The 24,933-nt window shown below is 70.7% G+C and carries 24 protein-coding genes; 15 read left to right on the forward strand and 9 right to left on the reverse strand.

Features of this window, described 5'->3' with window-relative positions; all coding sequences use genetic code 11:
* Window positions 1–307: signal peptidase II (locus tag A4R44_RS50375; protein WP_232791644.1), on the forward strand; the 307-nt coding region annotated here is incomplete at its 5' end.
* Window positions 304–1,230, forward strand: coding sequence for an RluA family pseudouridine synthase (locus tag A4R44_RS17435; protein ID WP_093573703.1), 927 nt, complete (start codon window positions 304–306; stop codon window positions 1,228–1,230). The genes A4R44_RS50375 and A4R44_RS17435, both read left to right, overlap by 4 nt.
* Window positions 1,231–1,245: 15 nt before the next feature.
* On the opposite strand, the gene A4R44_RS17440 is transcribed toward A4R44_RS17435, so the two are convergent.
* Together A4R44_RS17440 and A4R44_RS17445 are read right to left on the reverse strand one after the other, a co-directional pair.
* A complete protein-coding gene (locus A4R44_RS17440) occupies window positions 1,246–2,304 on the reverse strand; it encodes an AsnC family protein (protein ID WP_369805909.1) in 1,059 nt (352 codons plus the stop codon).
* 404 nt (window positions 2,305–2,708) lie between these two features.
* Window positions 2,709–2,912 carry a hypothetical protein gene (locus A4R44_RS17445; protein WP_143132438.1) on the reverse strand — a complete coding sequence of 68 codons (204 nt, stop codon included), beginning with the start codon at window positions 2,910–2,912 and terminating at the stop codon, window positions 2,709–2,711.
* A 36-nt stretch (window positions 2,913–2,948) separates the two neighbouring features.
* On the opposite strand from A4R44_RS17445, the gene A4R44_RS50380 reads away from it, so the two are divergent.
* From A4R44_RS50380 to A4R44_RS17470, 5 genes are all read left to right on the forward strand, one after another.
* Window positions 2,949–6,263 carry a DUF885 family protein gene (locus tag A4R44_RS50380; protein ID WP_067581361.1) on the forward strand — a complete coding sequence of 1,105 codons (3,315 nt, stop codon included), beginning with the start codon at window positions 2,949–2,951 and terminating at the stop codon, window positions 6,261–6,263.
* Window positions 6,260–7,459 carry a fumarylacetoacetase gene (gene fahA, locus A4R44_RS50385; protein WP_067581363.1) on the forward strand — a complete coding sequence of 400 codons (1,200 nt, stop codon included), beginning with the start codon at window positions 6,260–6,262 and terminating at the stop codon, window positions 7,457–7,459. Before A4R44_RS50380 ends, fahA begins: the two co-directional genes overlap by 4 nt.
* Before the next feature lie 85 nt (window positions 7,460–7,544).
* A complete protein-coding gene (locus tag A4R44_RS17460) occupies window positions 7,545–8,585 on the forward strand; it encodes an LLM class F420-dependent oxidoreductase (RefSeq protein ID WP_067581365.1) in 1,041 nt (346 codons plus the stop codon).
* 159 nt (window positions 8,586–8,744) lie between these two features.
* Window positions 8,745–9,707: a Ppx/GppA phosphatase family protein gene (locus A4R44_RS17465; protein ID WP_093573707.1), complete on the forward strand. Its 963-nt coding sequence runs from the start codon at window positions 8,745–8,747 to the stop codon at window positions 9,705–9,707.
* A gap of 41 nt (window positions 9,708–9,748) precedes the next feature.
* Entirely contained in the window at window positions 9,749–9,955 is a 207-nt protein-coding gene (locus A4R44_RS17470; RefSeq protein WP_067581367.1) for a hypothetical protein, read from the forward strand.
* A gap of 97 nt (window positions 9,956–10,052) precedes the next feature.
* Here A4R44_RS17470 and A4R44_RS17475 read toward each other — a convergent pair whose 3' ends face one another.
* The 5 genes from A4R44_RS17475 to A4R44_RS17495 form a co-directional block, all read right to left on the reverse strand.
* Window positions 10,053–12,422: a glycoside hydrolase family 65 protein gene (locus tag A4R44_RS17475; RefSeq protein WP_067581369.1), complete on the reverse strand. Its 2,370-nt coding sequence runs from the start codon at window positions 12,420–12,422 to the stop codon at window positions 10,053–10,055.
* Window positions 12,419–13,150, reverse strand: coding sequence for an HAD family phosphatase (locus A4R44_RS17480; protein ID WP_067581371.1), 732 nt, complete (start codon window positions 13,148–13,150; stop codon window positions 12,419–12,421). Before A4R44_RS17480 ends, A4R44_RS17475 begins: the two co-directional genes overlap by 4 nt.
* A gap of 317 nt (window positions 13,151–13,467) precedes the next feature.
* Window positions 13,468–14,625 carry an ROK family protein gene (locus A4R44_RS17485; protein WP_202505677.1) on the reverse strand — a complete coding sequence of 386 codons (1,158 nt, stop codon included), beginning with the start codon at window positions 14,623–14,625 and terminating at the stop codon, window positions 13,468–13,470.
* Window positions 14,626–14,854: 229 nt separating this feature from the next.
* A complete protein-coding gene (locus A4R44_RS17490) occupies window positions 14,855–16,159 on the reverse strand; it encodes a carotenoid oxygenase family protein (RefSeq protein ID WP_067581375.1) in 1,305 nt (434 codons plus the stop codon).
* Window positions 16,160–16,162: 3 nt separating this feature from the next.
* Entirely contained in the window at window positions 16,163–16,723 is a 561-nt protein-coding gene (locus tag A4R44_RS17495; protein ID WP_067581377.1) for a hypothetical protein, read from the reverse strand.
* Window positions 16,724–16,812: 89 nt separating this feature from the next.
* On the opposite strand from A4R44_RS17495, the gene A4R44_RS17500 reads away from it, so the two are divergent.
* Window positions 16,813–17,337, forward strand: a complete 525-nt coding sequence (locus A4R44_RS17500; protein ID WP_095213412.1) for a PadR family transcriptional regulator — start codon at window positions 16,813–16,815, stop codon at window positions 17,335–17,337.
* Between the two features lie 36 nt (window positions 17,338–17,373).
* Complete coding sequence (locus tag A4R44_RS17505) at window positions 17,374–17,997, forward strand: NUDIX domain-containing protein (RefSeq protein WP_198545328.1); 624 nt, start codon at window positions 17,374–17,376, stop codon at window positions 17,995–17,997.
* Here A4R44_RS17505 and mgrA read toward each other — a convergent pair.
* Window positions 17,911–18,939 carry an L-glyceraldehyde 3-phosphate reductase gene (gene mgrA, locus A4R44_RS17510; RefSeq protein WP_067581379.1) on the reverse strand — a complete coding sequence of 343 codons (1,029 nt, stop codon included), beginning with the start codon at window positions 18,937–18,939 and terminating at the stop codon, window positions 17,911–17,913. The two genes, A4R44_RS17505 and mgrA, sit on opposite strands and share 87 nt — an antisense overlap.
* Before the next feature lie 150 nt (window positions 18,940–19,089).
* Here mgrA and A4R44_RS17515 point away from each other — a divergent pair, with 150 nt between their 5' ends.
* The 6 genes from A4R44_RS17515 to A4R44_RS17540 all read left to right on the forward strand — a co-directional run bounded on the left by A4R44_RS17515 (window position 19,090) and on the right by A4R44_RS17540 (window position 23,877).
* Entirely contained in the window at window positions 19,090–19,449 is a 360-nt protein-coding gene (locus tag A4R44_RS17515) for a hypothetical protein (protein ID WP_067581380.1), read from the forward strand.
* Window positions 19,446–20,189: a hypothetical protein gene (locus A4R44_RS17520; protein ID WP_067581382.1), complete on the forward strand. Its 744-nt coding sequence runs from the start codon at window positions 19,446–19,448 to the stop codon at window positions 20,187–20,189. Before A4R44_RS17515 ends, A4R44_RS17520 begins: the two co-directional genes overlap by 4 nt.
* A 19-nt stretch (window positions 20,190–20,208) precedes the next feature.
* Entirely contained in the window at window positions 20,209–20,973 is a 765-nt protein-coding gene (locus A4R44_RS17525) for a hypothetical protein (protein ID WP_067581384.1), read from the forward strand.
* Complete coding sequence (locus A4R44_RS17530) at window positions 20,966–21,463, forward strand: hypothetical protein (RefSeq protein ID WP_067581386.1); 498 nt, start codon at window positions 20,966–20,968, stop codon at window positions 21,461–21,463. The genes A4R44_RS17525 and A4R44_RS17530 overlap by 8 nt, the downstream gene beginning before the upstream one ends.
* Before the next feature lie 156 nt (window positions 21,464–21,619).
* The gene (locus tag A4R44_RS17535) at window positions 21,620–22,507 is read left to right on the forward strand and encodes a MoxR family ATPase (protein WP_067581388.1); all 888 of its coding nucleotides are present in this window, start codon (window positions 21,620–21,622) and stop codon (window positions 22,505–22,507) included.
* A complete protein-coding gene (locus A4R44_RS17540; protein ID WP_067581390.1) occupies window positions 22,504–23,877 on the forward strand; it encodes a VWA domain-containing protein in 1,374 nt (457 codons plus the stop codon). The genes A4R44_RS17535 and A4R44_RS17540 overlap by 4 nt, the downstream gene beginning before the upstream one ends.
* Here the strand turns inward: A4R44_RS17540 and add are convergent.
* Complete coding sequence (gene add / locus A4R44_RS17545) at window positions 23,855–24,838, reverse strand: adenosine deaminase (protein WP_067581392.1); 984 nt, start codon at window positions 24,836–24,838, stop codon at window positions 23,855–23,857. The two genes, A4R44_RS17540 and add, sit on opposite strands and share 23 nt — an antisense overlap.
* Window positions 24,839–24,933: the final 95 nt, after the last annotated feature.

Genomic DNA, 24,933 nt, shown 5'->3' on the forward strand with positions numbered 1-24,933 from the left:
CGTCGTGATCGCGATCGTGTGGATCTCGCGCAGGCTCCGCTCGGTCGGCTGGGCGATCGGACTCGGGCTCGTGCTCGCCGGCGCGCTCGGCAACCTGACCGACCGGTTCTTCCGCGAGCCCGGACCGCTGCGCGGCCACGTCGTCGACTTCATCTCCGCGTTCGCGCCCAACGGCGAAGGCTTCGCGATCTTCAACATCGCCGACTCCGCGATCTGCGTCGGCGGCGCGCTGATCGTGCTGCTGTCCCTGCTCGGCAAGGACTACGACGGCACCTCCAGCCGCGGCAAGAAGAAGGAATCCGCGTGAGCGCGCGCATGCTGCCCGTCCCCGACGGGCTCGACGGGATGCGCGTCGACGCGGGGCTCGCCAAACTGCTCGGCCTGTCCCGCACCGCGGTCGCGGAGCTGGCGGCGGCGGGCGAGGTCCTGCTCGACGGTCATCCGGCGGGCAAATCGGACCGGCTGTCCGCGGGCGGACTGCTTGAGGTGACGTTGCCGGAACCCGAGCGTGCGGCGGAAATCGTCGCGGAGCCGGTCGAAGGCATGAAGATCCTGCACGATGACGACGACATCGTGGTGATTTCGAAACCGGTCGGCGTCGCCGTGCACCCCAGCCCCGGCTGGACCGGCCCGACGGTCGTCGGTGGCCTGGCCGCGGCCGGGCTGCGCATCTCGACCTCGGGCGCGGCCGAACGGCAGGGCGTCGTGCACCGGCTCGACGCGGGCACCACCGGGGTGATGGTGGTGGCGAAGAGCGAGCACGCGTACACCGTGCTGAAGCGGGCGTTCAAGGAGCGGACCGTCGACAAGGGCTACCACGCCGTCGTGCAGGGCCACCCCGACCCGACGCGCGGCACCATCGACGCCCCGATCGACCGCCATCCGCGGCACGACTACAAGTTCGCGGTCGTCGCGGGCGGACGGCCGAGCGTCACGCACTACGAGGTAGTCGAGGCTTTCCGGGCGGCTTCGCTGGCGCACGTGAAGCTGGAAACCGGGCGTACGCACCAGATCCGCGTGCACTTCTCCGCGCTGCGCCACCCGTGCGCGGGCGACCTGACCTACGGGGCGGACCCGGTGCTGGCCAAGAAGCTCGGACTGACGCGGCAGTGGCTGCACGCGCGGACGCTGGGTTTCGCGCATCCCGCGGACGGCCGGTGGGTCGAGTTCGCGGCGGAGTACCCGGACGATCTGGCCGGTGCGCTGGAGATCCTGCGCGACGGGAACTAGGGACTCACGAGACAGCTAGCCGACGGCCCAGGTCAAGGTGCGCTCGTCCGGCTCGGGCCGCGGGCTCCAGCGCACCGAGACCACCCGCGTCGCGGCGGGAAGGACGTAGACGGTGTGCCCGCCGAGCGTCTCGCCCGGCTGCACGCCGATCTTGTGCGGCGGCCGGGACGTCAGCGAAACCGGGGCTTTCGCGACGGTCTCGCCGCTGTCGGTGACGAGTTCGAGGTAGTTGTCGGGCAGCGACGCGAACGGGATCGGCCCGCGATTGGTGATCTCGGTGTGCACGACGACCGCGCGCTCGCCGTCTTCGAGCCGGTAGCCTGCCGCGCCGAAGAGGAAGTCGGCGGGATCCTGGACCTCCAGCAGCTGCACGGAAAGCTGTTCCCCTTCGAGCCCCTGGGACTGCATCGTCTCGCCGATCCGGCCCTGCCTGGCAGGCGCGGCGGCGGGCCGGGGTTCGTCGCCGCGAGCCCAGGAAGCGGTCTGCGGGACGCCCCACGTGCTGACGACCGGATCCGGAGCCGGGTACGGCCCTGATGGTCCATTGCGGACATTCGCGCCGCCGGGCGGCATCCCCGGCTGCCCGGGACCGTACGCGCCGGAGACGCCCGGCCCGGCGGGGATCCCGTTCGGTCCGGGGGGATACGCGCCGGAAACCCCGGGAATCCCGGCCGGTCCGGGCGCGTACGCGCCCGAGGGTCCCGGCGCGGCGGGTCCGGGCATGCCCAGACCTGGCCCGGTTGCCGGGATCCCGGTCTGCGCGGGCGGATACGCGCCGGAGGTTCCGGGGCCGGGCATGCCGTGCTGCCCCTGGCTCGCGGGGGTTCCGGTTTGCGCGGGCGGATACGCGCCGGAGGTTCCGGGTCCGGGCATCCCGTGCTGCCCCTGGCTTGCGGGGGTTCCGGTTTGCGCGGGCGGGTATGCGCCGGAGGTTCCGGGGCCGGGCATCCCGTGCTGCCCCGGCGGATGCGGGCCGGAGTGCCCCGGCATCCCGGCCGATTCGGGGCCGGGGAGCCCGTCCGGTCCGGGCGGATGCGGGCCGGAGCCTTGCGCGCCGGACATTCCGCCCGGCATTCCCGACGCTCCGCCTCGAACGGGAACTCCCGCCGACGCCGGGCCGTTCGGCACCGGGGCGGAGGGCATGGCGCCCGGCGCCGCACCCTGGCCGGAAGCCATCGGGCCCGGCGTCCCGCCCGGGTTCGGTCCGGCCGCCGCGGGGAACGGAGCCGACCCGGTCCCGGCCGGATACCCGCCCGCCGGCGGGCGCTGCCACGACGCCGGAGCCCCGGAGATCGCCGCGCGGAGACCGTTCGGGTCGCTTTCGACCCCGACCAGCAGCGGCAACCCGCTCCCGGACAGCGCGACCAGCCGGTACGCGACCTCCCGCGGGTCCATCCCGACCTTCGCCGCCAGCTCGTGCACAGCCCCCTTGCCCAGCTCGGCGAGCGCGGCGAGCAGGCGGATGTCGGCGGGATCGGTCACGGCCACTCCGGCAACGCTACCGCCTCGCCCGCCCGGCCCGGCCGCACCACGTGCCCGGCGTGCCCCGCCACCGCGACGCCGGCGATCCGCGCGGTGCCGGGCGCACGGGTTCCACGCCCCGGCACGCCGGTACGGCCCGCCGGGGGACCGGCCGCCGAGGACGCGGGCGTGCGCACCCCCGTCTCGATTAGGGTCGGCATCAGCACTCGCTCCGCCTACCCTGGGGGTCCACGCCGATGACCGTCGTTTCCGATCTCGCCGACGAACTCGTCGAGGTGTCGTTCGACCACGAGCCGCTCGACGCCGCCATTCTCGGCATCCGGCCGGACGCGCCGGGGCTCGGCGATCCGTCGGCCGCGGCGGAGGCGGCGTTCCGCGGGAAGCTCGCCGGGATCCGGGAGCGGGCCCAGGCGATCGACCCGGCCGGGCTCGACGCCGTCGACCGCGTCACCCGCGACGTCCTGCTCAGCTCCATCGCCGGAAACCTCGACCGGATGGACAGCCGGGTCGTCGACTTCACCGTCACCGACCTGTTCGTCGGGCCCGCCTCCGGGCTGCTGTCCGCGCTGCCGATGATCACCGTCACCGCGGAAACCGCGGCGGCGCATCTCGATCGGCTCCGCGAGATCCCGGAGTACCTCCGCGCCGTCGCGCACCGGCACCGCGACGGCATCGCCGAGGGGCTCCTGCCGATCGAACGCCTGGTCAAGGCCGCGATCGCGCACCTCGACCGCTACCTCGCCGAGCCCGAGAACGACCCGCTGCTGCGCCAGCCCGCCCCGGACGAGGAGTTCGCCGCGCGCCGCGAGCAGGTGCTCCGCGACGTCGCCCGGCCCGGCTTCCGCGAGTACCGCGACTTCCTTGCGGCCGAGGTCCTCCCGCACGGCCGGCCCGACGACAAGGCAGGCGTCTCCTGGCTCCCCGGCGGCGACGAGATCTACGCCCGCCTCGCCCGCGCCCACACCACCAGCGACCGCACCCCGCAGGAGCTGCACGACACCGGCCTCGCGGTGATCGCCGGCCAGGTCGAGCAGTACCAGGCGCTCGGCGAGCGCGTCTTCGGCACGCGCGAGCTGCCGGAGATCTTCGAGCGGCTGCGCACCGACCCGAAGCTCCGCTGGACGAGCGCCGAGGACCTCCTCGAAACCGCCCGCACGGCCATCTCCCGCGCCGCGGCCGAGGCGCCGAACTGGTTCGGCCACATCCCGCAGCACCCGTGGACCGTCGAGGCGGTGCCGGAGGATTCCGCGCCCGGAGCGCCGCCGGCGTACTACATGCCGCCCGCCGCGGACGGGTCCCGGCCGGGCGTCTACTTCGCGAACACCTACCAGGCCGCCGAGCGGTTCCGGCACACCGCCGAGGTCATCGCGTTCCACGAGGCGATCCCTGGTCACCACTTCCAGCTCAGCACCGCGCTCGGCCTCGCCGACCTGCCGCTGCTGCGCCGCGTCGGCAACTTCACCGCGTACGCCGAGGGCTGGGGCCTCTACACCGAGCGCCTCGCCGAGGAGATGGGCCTGTACTCCGACGACGTGTCGCTGCTCGGCATGCTGACGATGGAGTCCATGCGGGCCGGCCGGCTGATCGTCGACACCGGCCTGCACGCGCTGGGCTGGAGCCGTCAGCAGGCGGTCGACTACCTGCTGGAGCACACGCCGATGGCGCAGGTCGAGATCGAGTCCGAGGTCGACCGGTACCTCGGTTACCCGGGCCAGGCGCTCGCGTACCTGGTGGGGCGGCTGGAAATCGAGCGGCTGCGCAAGCAGGCCGAACAGCGGCTCGGCAGCCGCTTCGACGTCAAGGCCTTCCACGACACGGTCCTCTCCGGCGGCTCCCTGCCGCTGTCGGTGCTGGACGCCGTGGTCACCGAGTGGGCGGCTGGCCACGGCGACACCGTCGCCGGCCTGGCGGACGAGCTGGTCGAGCTGAGCTTCGAGGCGAAACCTCTGGAGCGCACTGTCCTCGGGCTCCCCGGCGACCACACCAAACTCGCCGACCCGAGTCTCGCCGCGGCCGAGCGCCACCGGGCGGCGTACGCCGCGATCGCCGAGCGCGCGGACGCGCTCGACCCGGCCGGGCTGACCGCGTCCGAGGTCATCACCCGCGAGGTGGTGCGCACGCACGCCCGCGGCGCGATCGACACGATCGACTCGCGGCTGTCCGGGTTCGCGGTGAGCGACGGGTTCAGCTCGCCCGCGCTCAACCTCATGACCATTCTTCCCGCGCTGGCCCCGGACGACGCGGACAAGGCGCGCGACTACCTCACGAGGCTGGCGGCGATCGGCGGCTATCTCGACGCGGTGATCGAGGCGCAGCGGACGACTGTCGGGGACGGGTTCGCGCCGCCGGACTTCCTGGTGCGCATCGGGATCGAGTACGTCGAGCGGTATCTGGCGAACGAAGACGGCGACCCGTTCCGCGTCACGCCGGCGGTCGAGGTCGAAGGCTTCGCCGCGGAGTGCGACCGGCTGCTCGCCGAGGTCGTGCGGCCCGCGTACCGCCGCTACCGCGACTTCCTCGCCGAGGACGTGCTGCCGGTGTCGAAGACCGGCAGCCAGCCGGGCATCGGCCACCTGCCGGGCGGGCTGGAGAAGTACCAGGGCCTGATCCGCGCGCACACCACCACCGACCGCACCGCGCAGGAGCTGCACGACACCGGTCTGCGGATGGGCGAAAAACTGGCCGAGGAGTACCGCGAGCTGGGCTCCCGCGTGTTCGGCACCGGGGACCTGCGGGAGATCTTCGACCGCCTCCGCACCGACCCGCGGCTGCGCTGGCGCGACGGCGAGGAGCTGCTGGCAGGCGCTCGCACCGCCATCGCCCGAGCGGAAACCGTTGCCCCGCAATGGTTCTCCCGGGTGCCGGACGCGAGGTGCGCGGTCGAGCCGGTCCCGGAGGCGGACGCGGCGAGCGGCACCATCGCCTACTACCTCCAGGCCGCGTTCGACGGTTCCCGTCCCGGCACGTACTACGCGAACACTTATGCGGCGAGTTCGCGGCCGCGGTTCACCAGCGAGGGGATCGCGTTCCACGAAGCCGTTCCCGGGCACCACTTCCAGCTCACGTTCGCGCAGGAACTCACCGATCTGCCGCTGCTGCGCCGGATCGCGCCGTTCAACGCCTACATCGAGGGCTGGGGCCTGTACGCGGAGCGCCTCGCCGACGAGATGGGCCTCTACTCCGACGACGTCGCCCGCTTCGGCATGCTCGCCCAGGACTCGATGCGGGCCGGACGGCTCGTCGTCGACACCGGTCTGCACGCGCTGGGCTGGACCCGGCAGCAGGCGGTCGACTACCTGGTCGAGCACACGCCGATGGCGAAGATGGAGATCGAGGCGGAGATCGACCGGTACGTCGCGAATCCGGGCCAGGCGCTGAGCTACATGGTCGGGCGGCTGGAAATCCAGCGGGTCCGCGCCGAGGCCGAGCAGGCGCTGGGCGAGCGGTTCGACATCCGCGCGTTCCACGATGTGATCCTGGGCAACGGAATTCTCCCGCTGTCGGCATTGGACACCGTGGTCGGCGCGTGGATCGCGGAGGCGTCCGCGTGAGCTGGCCCGACCTTCCGGCCGGCACCCTCTTCGGCCTCGACAACCTGCCCTACGGCGTCTTCTCCCGCGGCGAGCGGATCCGCCGGGCCGGTGTCGCGGTCGGAGACCAGGTGCTCGACCTGACCGCGGCGGCCGAGGGGGAGTCCTTCGGCCACCTGCTCGCCGCGGGCGTGCTGAACCCGTTGCTCGCCGCCGGCCCGGACGTCTGGGCCGAGGTGCGGGCGCGGGTCCGCGAATGGCTCGCCGAACCGCGGCACGCCGACCGGATCCGGCCGCATCTGGTGCCCCGCGCGGACATCGTCAGCCATCTGCCGGTGGAGGTCGCCGATTACGCCGACTTCTACTCCAGCGAACAGCACGCGATCAACGCCAGCCGGATCTTCACCGGCGGGGACGATCTGGTGCCGGCGAACTGGAAGCACCTGCCGATCGGCTACCACGGCCGCGCGGGCACCGTCGTCGCGTCCGGCACGCCGGTGATCCGCCCGGCGGGGCAACGGAAACCGCGGAAGGCGGCGGAACCGTCGTTCGGCGCGGCCAAGCGGCTCGACTTCGAGGCGGAGGTCGGCTTCGTCGTCGGCGTGGGATCGCAGCTGGGCACACCGGTGCCGATCGACGAGTTCCCTCGCCGCGTCTTCGGCGTCTGCCTGGTCAACGACTGGTCGGCGCGTGACCTGCAGGGCTGGGAATCGCAGCCGCTCGGGCCGTTCCTCGGCAAATCGTTCGCCACGTCCATGTCGCCGTGGCTGGTTCCGCTGGCCGCGCTGGAGCAGGCCCGCGTGCCGCAGCCCGCGCAGGATCCGGAGCCGTTCGAATACCTGCGCGCGGCCGAACCGTGGAGCCTGGACCTGACGCTGGAAATCCGGATCAACGGCCATCTCGTGTCCAGCCCGCCGTTCGCCACGCAGTACTGGACGGGCGCGCAGCAGCTCGCGCACCTCACCGTGAACGGCGCGAGCCTGCGCACCGGCGACCTGTACGCGTCCGGCACGGTCACCGGCCCGGCGAAGGACCAGCGCGGTTCGCTGCTGGAGCTGAGCTGGGGCGGTCGCGAACCGCTCGCGGTCGGCGAGGAGACCAGGGCGTTCCTGGAGGACGGCGACGAGGTCGTCATCAGCGCCTCCGCCCCGGGCCCAGGCGGTGCCCGGATCGGGTTCGGCGAGGTGCGCGGGACGGTGGCGCCCGCTGTGGTGTGACCCACGCCGTAGCGTCGGCACCCGAGCGGCCGCATAATGAGCAAACGCTTAGTCAGAGTCGACCGGCACGGGAAATGAGGGATCGATGAGGATCGGCACCGGCGTCAGCTACTCGGGCGGGTTCGCCGAAAGCGTCGCGGACATCGTGGAGCTGGAACGGGTCGGGCTCGACATCGTGTTCGTCCCCGAGGCCTACAGCTTCGACGCGGTGAGCCAGCTCGGCTACCTCGCCGCGAAGACCGAGCGCGTCGGCCTGATGTCGGGCATCTTCCAGATCTACACCCGCACGCCGAGCCTCACCGCGATGACCGCGGCCGGGCTGGACTTCGTGTCCGACGGCCGGTTCACCCTCGGCCTCGGCGCGTCCGGGCCGCAGGTCATCGAGGGTTTCCACGGCGTGAAGTACGACGCGCCGATCGGCCGCACCCGCGAGATCATCGAGATCTGCCGCCAGGTGTGGAAGCGCGAGCGCGTCGTGCACGAGGGCAAGCACTACACGATCCCGTTGCCCGCGGACCAGGGCACCGGGCTCGGCAAGCCGCTCAAGCTGATCAACCACCCGGTGCGCGAGCGGATCCCGGTCGTGCTCGCCGCGCTCGGGCCGAAGAACGTCGCGCTGGCCGCCGAGGTCGCCGAGGGCTGGCAGCCGATCTTCTTCCACCCGGAGAAGGCCGCCGACGTCTGGGGCGCCTCGCTGGCCGAGGGCAGGGCCAAGCGCGACCCGCGGCTGGGCGAGCTGGACGTGTTCGCCGCGCCGCCGCTGGCCATCGGCGACGACGTCGAGGGCCTGCTCGACTGGGTGCGCCCGGTGTTCGCGCTGTACATCGGCGGGATGGGCGCGCGCGGCAAGAACTTCTACAACACGCTGGCCTGCAACTACGGCTACGAGGCCGAGGCGAAGCAGATCCAGGACCTCTACCTCGACGGCAAGAAGGAAGAAGCCGCCGCGGCGGTCCCGGCGGAGCTGCTGCGCGCCACGTCGCTGGTCGGTCCTGCGGGGTACGTGAAGGAGCGCCTGGCGGCGTTCAAGGAGGCCGGAGCGACGACCCTGGCGGTCAACCCGCTGCAGCCCGGACGCGAGGCGCGAGTGGCCGCTGTCGCCAAACTGAAGGAGCTGCTCGGGTAGGTCCGCTATGATGCGGACTACTGAGAGTGTGAAGAAACCGCACTTCAGGTCGATGCCGCCGTCGAAATGCCGTCAACTCCCCGCGCGGGACGCGAAACCGGGAGTAGGAACGGGTTCACCGGGGAATCCGGGCGGGGCGAAAGCGAGGTAGGCCGGGCTGTGCGCAGAATCGAAGGACCCGTTGCCGCGGTGCTGGACGTCGGGTCGTTCAGCGCCCGGCTTGTCGTGCTCGAACCCGGCGGATCCCCGATCGACCCGGCCTTGACGCATCAGACCCGGCTGCGGCTGGACCGCGAACTCGACGACGAGGGACGGCTCAGCAAGTGCGGCATCGCGGCCATTTCCCGGGCCGTCGCGAACGGGATGGAATTCGCTCGCGAGCACGGGGTGAAAGACGTATTTCCGCTGGCCACCTCGTCAATTCGAGACGCGGTCAACTCCCGCGAGGCGGTCCGTGCGGTCGCCGCGGAAACCGGGGTCGAACTGCGGTTCCTTTCCGGGCGCCGGGAGGCGGAACTGACCTACGTCGGAGCGCGCCGCTGGTACGGCGCGTCCGGCGGGCCGCTGCTGGCGCTCGACATCGGCGGCGGCACGGTCGAGCTGTCCGCCGGAGCGGGCGAACAGGCCACTTTCGCGCGGTCGCTGCCGCTGGGCGCCCGGTCGGTCACGCGCGACTGGCTGCCCGCCGAACCGCCGGTGCGCGGCAAGCAAGTGCGTGCGCTGCGCGACCACGTGCTGGAGGAAGTCTCCGCCGCCCTGGGCGACGTGAAGGACGAGCTGGCCGAGCACCGGGTGGTCGGCTGTTCGAAGGTGCTGCGGCAGCTGGCCCGGCTGGCGGGCGACCGTCCGGGCAAGGCCCGTGAGCTGCACCTGGACGACGTGCGCGCGTGGATTCCGCGGCTGTCGGCGATGCCGTTCGCGCGGCGCGCGCAGCTGCCGGGGATTTCGCGGCAGCGGGCGCAGCAGGCGCTCGGCGGCGCGGTCGTCGCGGAGGCCCTGCTGACGGTCGCGGGCGGGAAGCTGACGATCTGCCCGTGGTCGACCCGGGACGGGCTCCTGCTGACGCTGCTGGATCAGCTCACGGACGCGACCGGAAAACAGCGCTCGCGTCCGGCCGCGTGAACTCCCTGGTGCGGGCGCGCTGAACCGGGTATCCCGGAGACATGACCCCGCGCAGCGAATTCCGTCCCCGCGACCGGTCCGAGGACGACGACGAGGAAACGCCGTTCCCCGCGCGCCGGAAGAAGCCTGAGCTGCCGGAGCCGGACGAGCTGCCCGGCGAGGTGGCCACCGCGCCGGGGCCGGATCTGAGCCCTTCCCGGACCGACGAGGTGCTGCGGGTGCCGGGCACGGACGAAACGCCGTCGTGAGTGGTCATCCCGGTTTTCACCGGGATGACCACGCACGAGGCGCTGGAGGACGTCGTGAGTGGCCATCCCGGTTCTCACCGGCACCAGCACTCACGAGTCAGGCTCGGTCGAACTGCCGCACCTTCGACGCGTCGCGGCGCGCCGGGGCCCGGCCGATCGGCTGGACCGGTGCGGGGCCCGGGTCCAGCTTCGGGATCGGCAGCTCCACCGGCTCCTCGGCCACGGTGAACCGCTCGCCGTGGTGGATCAGGTCCAGCGGCGGCCCGTGGAGCACCCGGTACGTCGCCGCGCCGGGCCGGATCGACACCTGGAACCGCGTTTCGCGGAACGCGAGGCGGAAGGTGAGGCCGCCGAGTTCGTCCGGCAGCCGCGGTGCGAACGACAACTGGCCGCCGTAGTCGCGGAGCCCGCCGAACCCGGCCACAGCGGCTTGCCAGGCGCCGGCCAGCGACGCCATGTGCAGGCCGTTGCGGACGTTGTTGTGCACGTCGTGCAGGTCGGTCAGCGCGGCTTCGGCGAGGTAGTCGTAGGCCAGCTGCAGGTGTCCGACCTCGGCCGCGATGACGGCCTGCGTGCCCGCGGACAGCGAGGAATCGCGGACGGTCCGTGCTTCGTAGTAGGCGAAGTCGCGGGCTTTTTCCTCGGGGCTGAACGAATCGCCGCACAGGTGCAGGGCGAGCACGAGGTCGGCCTGCTTGACGACCTGCTTGCGGTAGAGGTCGAAGTACGGGTAGTTCAGCAGCAGCGGGTAGAAATCCTCGTCGGTGGCGGCGAAATCCCATTCGTCGTGCTGCAGGAAGCCTTCCGACTGCGGGTGCACGCCGAGTTCCTGGTCGTAGGGCAGCGCCATCGCGTCCGCCGCGGCGCGCCAGGAATCGATCTCGGGAGCGTCCACTTCGAACTGTTCGGCGATGTCCGGGTGCCGTCCGCACACTTCCGCCGCCGCGAGCAGGTTCCGGCGCGCCATCAGGTTCGTGTAGACGTTGTTGTCCGCCACCGCGGAGTACTCGTCGGGCCCGGTGACGCCGTCGATGCGGAAGTGCCCGTGGTGGTCGAAATGCCCGAGGGACGCCCACAGCCGCGCGGTTTCCAGCAGCAGTTCCGCGCCGCAGGTGCGCTCGAAATGCTCGTCATGGGTGGCGTTCACGTACCGCACGACGGCGTCGGCGATGTCCGCGCTGACGTGGAACGCGGCGGTGCCGGCCGGCCAGTACGCGGAGCATTCGGCGCCGTTGATGGACCGCCACGGGAAAGCCGCGCCGCGCAAGCCGAGCTGGATCGCCCGCTCTTTCGCTTTGTCTATTGTGGAGTGTCGCCAGCCGAGGGCGTCGCGGGCGGCGTCCGGCATCGTGTACGTCAGCACCGGCAGGACGAACGTCTCGCTGTCCCAGAATGCGTGCCCGTCATACCCCGGCCCGGTGAGGCCCTTTCCGGCGATAGCCCGGGTTTCGCCGCGGGCGCCGGCCTGCAGCAGGTGGAACAGCGCGAACCGGACGGCCTGCTGAAGCTCCGGGTCGCCGTCGATTTCGATGTCCGAAGTGGCCCAGAAGTCGTCCAGGAACTGGCGTTGCTCGGCGGCCAGGCCCTTCCAGCCGGTCTGCCGCGCGCCCGCGAGCGCGGCTTCGACCTGCGCCCGCAGCGCCGGGGCGGAGCGCTGCGCGGACCAGCCGTAGGCGAGGAATTTGGTGACCCGCAGGCGTCCGCCCTTGGGCACGTCCACCGCGGCGGTGAGCCGGGCGAGGTCCTCCTCGGCGTGGATGCGGGTGCGCAGCCCGTCGTCGACCTCGATCTTGTGGTCCATCGCGGCGGCGACCCGCAGCCCGGACATCCGGGTCTGGTGCACCAGCACGGCCTGGTAGCCCGCGGCGTGGCTGAACTCGCCGACCAGCGGCGCGTCGAGCGCGGCGGCGACGCGCGGGTCGCGCGTGTCGGACTCGACCGGTTCGTTGGCCAGCAGGTCGGACTGCACGACGAGCTGCAGGTCCTCGTCGAGCGGTTCGACCTCGTAGCGGATCGCGGCGACCGCGCGCTGGGTGAAGGAAACCAGCCGTTCGGTGGTCACCCGCACGCGCCTGCCGGTGGGGGAGGACCATTCGGTGACGCGCCGCAGCGTGCCGCGGCGGAAGTCGAGCACGCGGTCGTGCGCGGTCGCGATGCCGTAGCGCATGTCCAGCGGCTCGTCCTCGACCAGCAGCCGGATGATCTTGCCGTCGGTCACGTTGACGACGGTCTGGCCTTCCTCCGGATAGCCGTAACCGCCCTCGGCGTAAGGGAGTTCGTGCTGTTCGTAGAAGCCGTTGAGGTACGTGCCGGGCAGCCCGCGCGGCTCGCCTTCCTCAAGCGTGCCGCGAAGTCCGATGTGTCCGTTCGACACCGCGAAGGCGGATTCGGTGCGCTGCAACGCATCCACGTCGAGACCGCGCCAGCGCAGCTCCCACGGCGCGCATTCGTAGCCGAGTTCCGTCACTTGTCCTCCAGCAGGTCGGCGAGGTCGTCCACCACGACGTCGGCGCCGTGCGCGCGCAATGCGTCGGCCTGGTCTTCCCGGTTCACGCCCACGACGTAACCGAAACCGCCGGCTTTGCCCGCCTGGACGCCCGATTGCGCGTCCTCGAACACCACGGCCTGCTTCGGGTCCACGCCGAGCGCCTTGGCCCCGGCGAGGAACGAATCGGGGGCCGGCTTGCCTTTCAGGTGGTCGCGGCGGATGACCAGGCCGTCCACGCGGGCTTCGACGAAGCGGGACAGGTCGGCCGCGTCGAGGACCTTCTCGCCGTTCGCCGAGGAGGTCACCACGGCGATCCTGAGCCCGGCTCGCTTCGCTGCTTCCAGGTAGCGCACGGAACCGGGGTAGGGGTTCACGCCGCGTTCGTCGATGATCTTCAGGACGAGTTCGTTCTTGCGGTTGCCGATGCCGTTCACGGTCGGCGCGTCGACGGCGTCGTCCGGGGTGCCTTCGGGGAGATCGATTCCGCGGGAGCGAAGGAATTCCCGCACGCCGTCGGCCCGGGGGCGGCCGTCTACGTAGGTCGCGTAGTCGGAGTCGGTGAATTCGTGGAAGTTCGCGGCGTCGCGGGTGCGCAGGTATTCGTCGAACGTCCGTTTCCACGCCTCGCGGTGGAGCACGGCCGTCCCGGTCAGTACGCCGTCCAGGTCGAAGAGGCAGGCGGTGATGGTGTCGGGCAGTCCGATCATGCCTGCAAGGTACCGGGTGCGGGGTGGGGTGGCTCGTCGCCTGGGGGCGACATTGCCGTGGTCTTGGCGTGGGGCACCCCGAANGAGTTCCTGCTGGGGGCGGCTCGTCGCCTGGGGGCGACATTGCCGTGGTCTTGGCGTGGGGCACCCCGAAGCCCGATTGTGCTGACGGGCAGGGAGGCTTCGGATCGGGGTGCGGGGGTGGTGTGGGTGCCTCGATGGGCAGGTGCATTGGCGGCGGTGGGGGTGGGGCGCATCGCGGACCGGTCAAGGGTCGTGAGGGAATCAGAGTCAATGAGGGTGGTCCTCACGGAACGTCAGGCGGCGCCTACTCGGCGGTCGAAGACGAGGCGTTCGGCGGCGCGCAGGCCGACGCTGATCGCGCCGGTGAGGACGCCGTCGTCGCCTAGTTCGCCTTGCACCACAGTGGTGGTGAGCGGGGTGAACGCGCGGAGTGCTCGGTCGATTGGTTCCAGCAGCAGGTCTGCTGCGGTTCCGACGCCGCCGCCCAGGACGATCAGTTCCGGGTCGATCACTGCGGCGACTGAAGCGACGGTGTACGCGAGCCGGTCGGCCTCCGCGGAGACTGCGCGTTGGGCGAGGTCGTCACCCTCGCGGGCGAGGCGGAAGACTTCGCGGGCGGATCGTGCTGTGCCCAGGCCGAGTTCGCGTGCGCCGCGGACTACTGACTGGGCGGCGGTGGCCTCTTCCAGGTGTCCGCGCGCGGGCGGTTCGCCGGGTTCGTCGGCGACGCGCGTGCGGCCGTAAGGCAGGTAGCCGATTTCTCCCGCCGCGCCGGTGGCGCCGCGGAAGACGCGGCCGTCGACCATCAGGCCCATGCCTACGCCGGTGCCGATGGTGATGCAGCCGACGACCGACGCTCCGCGGGCGGCACCGCTTTCCCACTCGCCGACCGCGGTGAGGTTCGCGTCGTTTTCCACCACCAGGTCCGGTCCCAGGACCTGCTCCAGGTCGTCGAGCAGACCCGGACGGCCCCAGCCGGGCAGGTTCGGCGCGTGCCGGAAGCAGCGTTTCACCGGGTCCGCGACGCCGGGGGAGCCCAGCACGCGGACCACGATGTCGTCGTTGGTCAGACCGGCCTCGGCCACGATGTCAGCGGCCAGTTTGCCCAGCGCGGAGATCAGTGCGCTGCCGGAGCGGGCCGTGTTGCGCACGTCGCGCCGGGCGACTGTGGTGCGGCCCAGGTCGGCGACCGCGACCCGGATGTGCTCGCGGCCGATGTCCAGGCCGAGCACGTACCCCGCGGTCGGGTCCGCCTCGTAGAGCACCGCCGAACGGCCGGTGCCGGTGGACGTGTGCCCGGTCGCGCGGGCGAGCCCGGCGGCCTCCAGCGCGAGCAGCGCCTGGCTCACCGTGGGCTTCGACAGCCCGGTGTCCTTCGCCACCTGCGGCCGTGTCGCGGGCCCGCCGCGGCGCAGCAGGTCGAGCACCGCCCGCTGGTTGATCATGCGCATCCCGGCCGGGGTGCCGACCGGTGGTGTACCCGACCCTGCCACCTGCTGAGTTTCCTTCCCGTTCGGACTTCCGTCCTGCCACGGTAACCGGATTCGCCCCGCTTTGGCAGGAAAGTTTCTTTTCTTCCGGCTCGGGAGGGCAGGCAGGAGATCTTGGCCCGACGATACGGGCTCGGCGGGCGGAACCCGGGGACGGCACGCAGAGTTCGCCCTCCGCCAGTTGACGGGCTCAGGCGTCGGGCAGCCAGTTGCCGTGGAAGCCGGCGGGCACGCGCCCGGGCAGGCGGACCGTCGCGACCGGATCCGCTTCGAGGTCCTGCGCGTCGAGCACCACCAGGTCGCTGCGGTCGTTCGGCCCGTCGTAGACGTAGGCGAGCAGCCAGCCCGCGCCGTCCGGACGATCGTCTGCCGGAACGAAAACCGCTTCGCCAGGGACGTGCCCTTCCGGGAACAGATGCTCGCGCGAGGCGTTCGTGTGCAGGTCGTAGCGGCGGAGCACGAGCGGACCCGCCGGACCGTGCCGTCCGGTGACATGGCCGAAACGCGCGTCGAGCCCGGCGAGCCGGTCGTCGACGCGGGGGAACTCGCCGTCGCGGTCGTCGAGCGGATCCTCGGCGACGGTGCCCCTGCGCGGGTCGATCGTCCACCGCCACAGCACGCCCTTCGGATCCGGGACGCGCGGCTTGGACAAATGCTCGTACCGCACGACGTGCACCACGATCCGGCCGTCGGCGGTGTCGTGCGCGTTGAGGGTGTGGAAGACGTAGCACGGGTCGATTCCGAACCAGCGCACGCCGTCCTCCGGCCGGTCGCGGCTGAGCAGGCCGAGCCGTGCGCCGTACGTGTCGCTCCAGCGGTACGGGATGCCGCCGTCGGTTCCGTGGTCGAACACCACCGGGAGGTCGAAGAAGACCACGTGCCGCCGGGTGAGCGCGAAGTCGTGCATCATCGTCAGCCCGGGAACGTCGATCGGCTGCCGCAGCACCAGTTCGCCGGCGGCGTCGGCGCGGTAGTAGCTCACGTGCGGGGCGGTGATGCTGCCGTAGCCGAAGAAATGCAATTCGCCGGTTTCCGGGCAGATCTTGGGATGGGCGGTCATCGCGTCGGCGAGCTTGCCGCCGAAATCGTAAACGCCGACGGTGTCGAGATCGGTGGTGATTTCGTACGGCAGCGAGGATTCCACGAGCGTGAGCGTGCGTCCCGCGTGAGTGACGACGTGGGTGTTGGCGACGCTCGACCGGAGATTCCGGGTTCCGTCGGCGTTGTAGAGCACCGGATCCGGGATGTCGAAGCTTTCGGTGCGCACCCAGCGATTGCGATACCAAGCCGCGCGGCCGTTTTCTAGCCGCACGCCGTGCACCATGCCGTCGCCGGTGAACCAATGCGCGCTGTCCTGGCGTGGGTTCGGCCCGTTGCGCAGGTACCACCCGGTGAGTTCCGGCGGCAGCGCACCGGTGACCGGCAGGTCGCGGGCGGTGAGTTCGTCGTGGACCGGGGCGTAATGGCCCTTGAGATGGAAATCGGTGGTGGCCATGGCTCACGCGGCTTTCTGGGCACGGGCCCGGACGATGCGCGGATAGCGAATGGTGAACGAGATCGGAATCGCGAAGCCGAGCACCTTGATGATGATCAAGCCGGCGGTGTCGTGCGGCGCGTAATGCAGCAGTACGGCTTCGGCGATTCCGGCGACCGTGAAGCTGGCCGCCCACACCGCGGTGATGACGACGTTGACCCGGCGAAACACCGCGGTCGCGGCGATTTCCGGCGGGACCATGGTTTTCGCGATCCCGAGCGTGAACGGCCGTTTCGCGGCGATCGAACCCCAGGCGGTCACGGCCAGCCAAAGATCGGTGAGCGCGCCGACGTAATCCCGGAGCGGCGAGGCCGGGTCGCTGAAGGACCAGATCGACAGCGCCGCGAAGAACACGACCGCGGAGACCTCGATGAACAGCGTGTCCCAGCCTTTGCCGCGCCGGCGTTCGAGCAGGAGCAGCCCGCCCGCGAGCGCCAGTCCGGTCAGCCCGGACCACCGCCAGCCGGCCTGCGTGGACACGACCGCGAAGGCGATCCACGGAAGGAAACTCTTCAGGTAGTTCATCGGCGCCCCTCGCTCACATTCCTGTGCTGACATGTCAAAGCTAGAACGTCCGGCGTGCACATGTCAATAGTGGAATGTAGGGTGGGCGCATGACCTTGCGACACGCGGTGCTGGGGCTGCTCGCCACCGCCCCCGGAAGCGGCTACGACCTGCTGAAACGCTTCGAAACGGCGATGTCGAGCGTCTGGACGGCCACGCAGAGCCAGCTGTACGGGGAACTAGGCAAGCTCGAGGGCGCGGACCTGATCAAGGTCTCCGCGGAGGGCCCGCGCGGCCGCAAAGAGTACGCGATCACCGACGCCGGCCGGTCGGAACTGCGCAAGTGGCTGCTGGAGGAGCGGCCGCCGGCGGCGCGGCGGAACGAGATGCTGCTGCGGGTGTACTTCCTGGGCGAGGTCACGCCGGAGGAGGCCCGAGGATTCCTGCGCAGGCACGGCGCTTTCGCCGAGGGGCTGGTCGGCGAACTGGCCGCGATCGACGCGGCAGTGGACTGGGACGACAGCGATCCGTCGCTGTACGGCCGCCTCGCGCTGGAGTGGGGCAAGCGATACGCGGCGATGGAACGCGATTGGGCGGAGTGGGCGGCGGAGACGATCCGCGCGGCCCGCTGCTGAGCATGACCGGCGGCCAGGCCCGCCACTGCGGCGACGATGCCGTTTTCGCGCGCGATCTCCGGGACGAGGGCGAGCCGGAGGCCGAGTGCACTCCCGGCATCGCCGCCCGGTTTCCGCGGAAGAACGTCGCCGCGGGAATGCTCGCCCGCGACGAACACGGCCGGATCCTGTTCGTCTTCCCGGCTTACCAGCCGTTCCTGGAGATCCCCGGGAGGCTTGGTCGAAGACGGCGAATCACCGCTGGCCGCGTGCGGTCGAGAGGTCGGCGAAGAACTCGGCATCGACGTGCCGGTGGGGCGGCTTCTCGTGGTCGATTGGCGGCGCCTGGCGGGACAGCCTGCAATTCGTCTTCGACGGCGGCGTGCTGAGCCGCGAGCGGATCGGTGCCCTCCGCCTGGCGGCGGACGAAGTGAGCCGGTTCGAATTCCTTGGCATCGAGGCCGCGCAAGCGCAATCGCGCCCGTCGAAAGCACGGCGAATCACTCTGGCGCACCAAGGGTTTCTGGACGGGGAGACGGTCTGCGGCGAGTTCGGCCGGAGGCTCGGGTAGTCCTCGCCTCCGGCCGCGCCGGGTCATCCGTCGGAAGACCGCTTCCAGATGTTGATGCCTTCTTCGGTGGCGTGCCGGTCGATCTCGGCCAGTTCCTCCGCGGTGAATGACAGGGTGTCCAGCGCGGCGACGTTGTCCTCCAGCTGCTTCACGCTGCTGGCCCCGATCACCAGCGATGTCATCCGCGGATCCCGCAGCGCCCACGCCAGCGCCAGCTGCGCCAGCGTCTGCCCCCGCCGCGCCGCGATCTCGCCCAGCGCCCGGATCTTGCCGAGCTTCTCCTCGGTGATCGTGTCCGGGTTCAGCGATTTCCCTTGCGCCGCTCGCGAATCCGTGGGCACCCCGGAAAGGTATTTGTCGGTCAGCAATCCCTGCGCCAGCGGCGAGAACGCGATGCACCCGGCCCCGGCCTGCTCCAGGGTCCCGAGCAAATCGTCCGTCTCGGTCCAGCGGTTGAACATCGAATACGACGGCTGGTGGATCAGCAGCGGTGTGCCCAGTTCGCGCAGCAACTGCGCGGCTTCCGCGGTCCGCGCGGAGTTGTAGGACGAGATCCCGGCGTACAACGCCTTGCCGGACCGGACCGCCCGGTCGAGCGCGCCGACCGTCTCCTCCAGCGGCGTCTCCGGGTCGAAGCGGTGCGAGTAGAAGATGTCGACGTAGTCCAGGCCCATCCGCCCGAGCGACTGGTCGAGGCTGGCCAGCAGGTACTTCCGCGAACCCCATTCGCCGTACGGGCCGGGCCACATGTCGTAGCCGGCCTTGGTCGAGATGATCAGCTCGTCGCGGTAGGGCTTCAGGTCGCTCGCCAGCAGCCGGCCGAAGTTCTCCTCGGCGCTGCCGTAGGGCGGGCCGTAGTTGTTGGCCAGGTCGAAATGCGTGATGCCGAGGTCGAAGGCGCGCCGGACGATGTCGCGCTGGACGGTGAGCGGGCGGTCGTTCCCGAAGTTGTGCCACAGCCCGAGCGAGATCGCGGGCAGCTTCAGGCCGCTGCGCCCGCAGCGGCGGTAGGGCATCGAGTCGTAACGGGCATCAGCGGCAGCGTAAGTCACGTCCCGATGCTAGCCCGCGAGGCCGGTGACCTCCTGTTCGATGGCAAAAGGCGGTTTTGCGCGCGACATCCCATTCGACTCCGTACTATGCGGGCGGTGGCGCCCGTGACAGGCCAGGTGCCCCGACAGCGAACGAGGGAGGGACTCCCCATGGCCGGCTACAAGGTCATCACCGGTGCCTTGCGCACCGAAGCGAAGAAGTGGGATCCGCACGCTGAGAAGGTCGCCGGTGTGCACACGGCGGTTTCCGGCATGACGCTCGACACCTCGGCGTTCTGGATCGGCGACGGCGTGAACTTCCTCCTCACGGCCGCGGTCGCGCAGATCGACAAAACCGCCTACGACAAGCTCCAGCAGTTCATGGAGCAGAAACTCTCCACGGCGGGCCCGGACATGGGCCACATCGGCGACGTGCTGGTCAAGGCGGCCAACACCTACGACCAGAACGAGGAAATCGTCGAACTCGACCTCAACGACTGGTCGAAGAAGATTCCGGAGGGCGACTCGTGAGCGAAGACGCGGAGAGCACCACCGCCGAATTCAAGAAACTGATCGACCAGCTGGTCCAGTGGGTCAACGACATGGTCAACGGGTTTCGGGAGTTCGTCGGCAAATGGGCGGATTCCGCGTGGCGGTACGTCCTGGGCCCGGCGGTCATCGCCTTCGACCGGGGAATGAAGGCGCTCAACGAGAAGATCACGAAGATCGTCCAGGACATCCAGAAGATCCTGGAGCATTCGACCCCGATCGTCTCGATCATCGTCCAGGGGTTCTCCTGGCTGGAGGACGCCCAGCGCCCCGCCTCCCAGCTCCAGGGCGTGGTCAAGGAACACCCGGACGCGAACTTCGGGCATTGGGAGGGCGCGGCCCGGAAGGCATACGACGACGCCGTCGACGCGCAGCACGCCGCGCTGGGCGCGATCAAGACCAAAGCGGACAACATCAGCAGCTGGCTGCTCGACATCGCCAAGGCGAACATCATGTTCGTGAAGGAACTCGGCGACGCCTTCGCCGCCCTGGTGGGCGAGTTCGTCGCGGTCCTGGTCGAGGCCGGGACCATCGTCGGCGCGCTGGAAGCCATCGGGGAAGCGGGCAAACTCGTCGAGAAGCTCGTCACCACCGCGGGGCAGCGGCTCACCAAGGTCGTGGAAATGTACAGCGAGGCGGTCGGCCGCACGCGCGACGCCACCAGCATCCAGTACGACGCCGCGGAATTTCCGAACGACAAATGGCCGAGCCTGGCCGGCTAGCCGCACGAGAGGAGCGACAATGACCGACCCGGTCGCCTCGGCGAACACGCTCGACGCGGGGCTGGAAGCACTTCGGGACATCGGCGCGCGGCTCGATCGGGCCCCGGCGCCGCAGCCGCCGCCGACCGTCGCCGAACCCGTGCTGGTCGGTACCGGGAACGCGCGCGGTTTCCGCGCGGCCGACCGGACCGGCGTCGTCACGATCACGCTGGACGAGGACCTCAAGCTGGTCGAGGCGACCGTCCTGGACCACTGGAAATCCCGGGTGGAGCCTGCCTTCCTCGGCGAAGCGCTGACGGAGGCGTACCTGGCCGCGCTGGACGCGGCGGTGCAGGAAAGGTCCGAACGCTTGGCCTCGGAAACGCCGCCCGCCGCGGCTCCGGCGAGCGACGCGGATGGTCCCGTGGTGTTCCCGACGCTCGACGAAGTCGTGGCGGCAGCCCGGGCCAGCCGGGAGCGCAACGAGAACGAACGGCTCCGGCAGCAGCGGGAGCGCGGTCCGGCCGCCGAGCCGGAACCGCCGCGCGAGGTGAGCGGGAGCTTCGGCTACCTGACCCTTCGCGTCCAGGGCGGCGCGATGCTCTCCGCGAGCCCGAACGTCAGCGCGCTGGCCAACGCGGGCACGGCCAACCTCCAGGAGGACATCGAAGCCGCGTTCGGCAACGCGGGGCTGAAATCACCGCACGCAGTCTCGGAATCGGGCAGTGTCCGCCGGGACAAGTCGGCCGGTCGCGAGTTCGACGAGGAAGAGGACGCGTGGCGAGGGTTCCATGGCAATGATTAACCGGCTCGTGCTCGGGCTGGCGGTCGCCGTCTCGGCAGCGGGATGCAGCGGCGCCGGCCCGGCCGAGACGTTCGCGAAAACGAACGCCTGCGAGTTGCTGGCGACCGCCGCGCGGGGCACGCCGATCGACCCGCAGCGAAGCGAGTACAAGCTGACGGAATCCGCCCCGGCCGGTGCGGCGGGCGGCGTCGGCGGCTGCCGCACCGAGTGGAACCCGCCGTCCGGCAAGCTGACCGGCGGCGACCTGGCCGCGACGCTGGAGCTGGGCGAGGCGGAGGACTGGAGCGCGCACAGCGAATCGAGCACCCAGAGCGGGCACGAAGTCCGGAAAGACACCACGAAAGCCGGCGGCGGATGCCGTTATCAGGTCCAGATCCCCGGCACGGACGCGGCGGTGCGCATCTGGTACCTCGACCGGTCCGTCAGCAACGAAGGGTCCTGCCCGGTCGCGAAGCGGTTGGTGGATCAGGTCATTCCGAGCCTGCCGTGAAACGGCTCCGGCACCCCGGCATACATCGGAGGAATATCCGGCTTTCAGCGGCGCTGCGGGGGCGTGTGCCAGCTGAGCTCCGATGTCTGGTCGCCGGGAAGCCTGCGGTGCCGACCGCCCAGTACAGTGCGGGTGAGCGATCGCTTAGGAGGCCACGTGGGCACCGGGTTTTTCTCGTCCGTCGACGACGTGTCGGCGCAGCTGGCCGAGGCCGGGTACCTCGCGTCGACCGCGGTCGCGACCACGGTGTTCCTCGCCGACCGGCTGGGCAAGCCGCTGCTGGTCGAGGGCCCGGCCGGGGTCGGCAAGACCGCGCTGGCGACGGCGGTCGCCGAGGTCACCGGCTCGCGGCTGGTGCGGTTGCAGTGCTACGAGGGCATCGACGAGGCCCGCGCGCTGTACGAGTGGAACCACGCGAAGCAGCTGCTGCGGATCACCGCGGGCCGCGACGAGACGTGGGACGAGGCGCGCACCGACATCTTCGGCGAGGAATTCCTGCNCCTGCTGCGCCGCCCGCTGCTCACCGCGATCTCCGGCACCGAGCCGACTGTGCTGCTGATCGACGAAACGGACAAGGCCGACGTCGAGATCGAGGGCCTGCTGCTGGAGGTGCTCGGCGATTTCCAGGTGACGGTGCCCGAACTCGGCACGATCACCGCGACGCGGCAGCCGTTCGTGGTGCTGACGTCGAACGCGACGCGCGAGCTGTCCGAGGCGCTGCGGCGGCGGTGCCTGTTCCTGCACATCGATTTCCCGGACGAGGACCTGGAACGCGAGATCGTCCGGCTGAAGGTGCCCGGCATCGAGGCCGCGCTCGCGGATTCGGTGGTGCGGGTGATCGCCGCGCTGCGGGCCATGGACCTTCGGAAACTGCCGTCGGTGGCAGAGACCGTCGACTGGGCGCGCACGCTGCTGGAACTCGGCGCGGGCGCGCTCGACGAACGGGTGGTGCGCGAAAGCCTCGGCGTCGTGCTGAAGCATCAGGACGACATCGCGAAGGCCGGGGCCGGGCTGCGTCTCGACCAGGTGCTGGACGCGTCGTGACCGCCGCGCCGGGCCTGACCGGACGGCTCGCCGAGTTCGTGCGGGCCTTGCGGGCGCAAGGCATCCCGGCCGGACCGGGCGAAACGGCCGACGCGGCAGCCGCGCTGGAGGTGCTCGGCCTGGACGAGCGCGAACTGGTCCGCGAAGGGCTCGCCGCCGCTCTGGTCCGCCGGGGCGGCCAGCGCACGGTGTTCGACGCCGCGTTCGACCTGTACTTCCCGGCGGCCGTCGGCGCTCCGGAGCTGGCGCGCGAAAACCCGCCGCAGGACCGGGAGGAACTGCGGGAAGCACTCGCCGCCGCCTTGGCCGAAGGCGACGACCAGGCGTTGGACCAGCTCGCCGGACTCGCCGTGGACCTGCTGGGCCAGTACGGCGCCGGGACCGGCCCCGGCGGCGGATATTCGGCGCACCAGACGCTGGACCGCCTGCAACCGCAGACGCTCATCGCCCAGGTGCTGGCCGCGATGCGGGCCGCGGGCGCCCCGGACGAGTTCACCGACCGGCTCACCCGCGACGAAATCCGCCGCCGCGTCGAGGGTTTCCGCGGCCGGGTGCGGACCGAAGCGCGCCGCCGAGCCGCGGAACTCCGGGGCCGCGAACGGATCGCCAAACACGCGATCGCCCCCGCCGCCGACCGCGTCGACTTCCTGCTCGCCAGCCGTACGCAATTGGCCGAGCTGCGGCGCACGATCCAGCCGCTGTCCCGAAAACTCGCCACCAGGCTCGCCGCGCGCCGCAAACGCACCACACGCGGCCAGATCGACTTGCGCCGAACGCTGCGTCGTTCACTCTCCACTGGCGGCGTGCCCTTGCGTCCAGCCTACCGGCACCGGCGCCCCGGCCGCCCGGAAATCATCCTCCTGTGCGACCTTTCCGGTTCGGTGGCGGGTTTCGCGAACTTCACGATGCTGCTGGTGCAGGCGTTGCGGGACCAGTTCAGCAAGATCCGCGTCTTCGGTTTCGTCGACAGCACCGACGAGGTGACCCACCTCGTGGACACCGGCGCTGCCGATCCCGAACAGCTGGGCGCGCGCATGCTCAGCGAAGCCGCGGTAGTCCGCTGGGACGGCCACAGCGATTACGGCCGCGCGCTAGGACAATTCACTTCGCACTGGCTCGACGCGGTGGGCCCGCGAACGTCGGTCCTCATCCTGGGCGACGCCCGAACGAACGGCGGCGACCCGAATCTCGGGGCCGTCCGCGCGATCCGCTCCCGCGCCCGGCATGTCCACTGGCTGAACCCCGAACGCCGATCCCTGTGGGGCACCGGCGATTCGGCCGCGCCGGACTACGCGGAACTGGTGGAGATGCACGAATGCCGCAACGCGCAGCAGCTGGGCGTGCTCGTCACGCGCCTTCTGCCGACCTGAGCCAGTCGTCAATCTCCTTGCGCAGCGACGCTTTGGTCTCTTCCGGCGCGAACGATGCCTCCACCGCGTTGCCGGCCAGCTGAGCCAGTGTCGCGTCGCCGTAACCGAAGACTTCCCTCGCCCGAGTGAATTCGCCGGTGATCGTGGTACCCGTGACGTCCGGGACATCCGTGTTGAGCGTGACTCGGAGCCCCGCCTCGATCAACCGGGGGAGCGGGTGCTCCGGAAGCGTCGGCACCAATCCGAGCGCGACGTTCGACGAAGGACACACCTCAAGCGCGATCCCGGTTTCCGCTGCCTGAGCGGTCAACTCCGGGTCGTCCACGATGCGGATCCCGTGCCCGATACGCTCAGCACCACCGATCTCGATCGCCTCGCGGACGCTGTCCGGCCCGGCGTCCTCACCAGCGTGGTGAACGAGGTGCACGCCCGCCTCCCGTGCCCGGGCGAACACCTCCCGGAACGGAGCGAGCGAGTGCCTTTCCTCGCCAGCCATCCCGATCGCGATGATCTCCTCGTGCCGCTTGGCCAGTTCGAGGGTTTTCATCGCCCGCTCGACCGACCGCCGCCGCGAGTGATCGAGAATCAACCGCCATCGCAGCCCATGCTCTTCCCCGCCTTCCGACAGTCCTTTGAGGACCGCGTTGAGCGGCAGTCCAAGATCCCCGAGCCGTTCCCCGTGCGCGGCGGCGGTGAACGTGACCTCGACGTATCGAGTCCCCTGCGCGGCTTCGTCCGCACAGAACTCGCGCGCGATCCGCTCGAAGTCCGCGGCCTCGCGCAAACACGACCGAGTGAGACTGTTGCGATCGGCAAACGCCCGAAACCCGGTGAACACGGCAGGTTTGCCCGGCACCTGGACTCCGTGGAGGGCCGCGAGCTCCTTGAGCGTGCCAGGGCGGACAGTGCTCTCAAGATGGACGTGGAGATGCACCTTGGGAAGGGCCGAAAGATCGCGCACGCGTCGGATGATGCCCGCTCCGTGCGTCCCCTGTCATCCAAGTTTCGTCGCCGGGAACTAGCGGCGGCTTGACGGCGTTGGGGGAGTGACGGAGG

This window comes from Amycolatopsis sp. M39 (genome assembly GCF_001651785.1).
Classification (GTDB): domain Bacteria; phylum Actinomycetota; class Actinomycetes; order Mycobacteriales; family Pseudonocardiaceae; genus Amycolatopsis; species Amycolatopsis rubida.

What these genes read in the sequence shown, in the direction of transcription:
- A4R44_RS17530 (WP_067581386.1), top strand. Translation starts at nt 20,966, where the DNA reads ATGATTAACCGGCTCGTGCTCGGGCTGGCGGTCGCCGTCTCGGCAGCG.
- A4R44_RS50380 (WP_067581361.1), top strand. Translation starts at nt 2,949, where the DNA reads ATGACCGTCGTTTCCGATCTCGCCGACGAACTCGTCGAGGTGTCGTTC.
- A4R44_RS17525 (WP_067581384.1), top strand. Translation starts at nt 20,209, where the DNA reads ATGACCGACCCGGTCGCCTCGGCGAACACGCTCGACGCGGGGCTGGAA.
- A4R44_RS17470 (WP_067581367.1), top strand. Translation starts at nt 9,749, where the DNA reads ATGACCCCGCGCAGCGAATTCCGTCCCCGCGACCGGTCCGAGGACGAC.
- A4R44_RS17495 (WP_067581377.1), bottom strand. Translation starts at nt 16,723, where the DNA reads ATGAACTACCTGAAGAGTTTCCTTCCGTGGATCGCCTTCGCGGTCGTG.
- A4R44_RS17445 (WP_143132438.1), bottom strand. Translation starts at nt 2,912, where the DNA reads ATGCCGACCCTAATCGAGACGGGGGTGCGCACGCCCGCGTCCTCGGCG.
- A4R44_RS17440 (WP_369805909.1), bottom strand. Translation starts at nt 2,304, where the DNA reads ATGCCGGGCGGAATGTCCGGCGCGCAAGGCTCCGGCCCGCATCCGCCC.
- A4R44_RS17485 (WP_202505677.1), bottom strand. Translation starts at nt 14,625, where the DNA reads ATGCGCATGATCAACCAGCGGGCGGTGCTCGACCTGCTGCGCCGCGGC.
- A4R44_RS17480 (WP_067581371.1), bottom strand. Translation starts at nt 13,150, where the DNA reads ATGATCGGACTGCCCGACACCATCACCGCCTGCCTCTTCGACCTGGAC.
- A4R44_RS17490 (WP_067581375.1), bottom strand. Translation starts at nt 16,159, where the DNA reads ATGGCCACCACCGATTTCCATCTCAAGGGCCATTACGCCCCGGTCCAC.
- A4R44_RS17460 (WP_067581365.1), top strand. Translation starts at nt 7,545, where the DNA reads ATGAGGATCGGCACCGGCGTCAGCTACTCGGGCGGGTTCGCCGAAAGC.
- A4R44_RS17515 (WP_067581380.1), top strand. Translation starts at nt 19,090, where the DNA reads ATGGCCGGCTACAAGGTCATCACCGGTGCCTTGCGCACCGAAGCGAAG.
- A4R44_RS17500 (WP_095213412.1), top strand. Translation starts at nt 16,813, where the DNA reads ATGACCTTGCGACACGCGGTGCTGGGGCTGCTCGCCACCGCCCCCGGA.
- A4R44_RS17505 (WP_198545328.1), top strand. Translation starts at nt 17,374, where the DNA reads ATGCCGTTTTCGCGCGCGATCTCCGGGACGAGGGCGAGCCGGAGGCCG.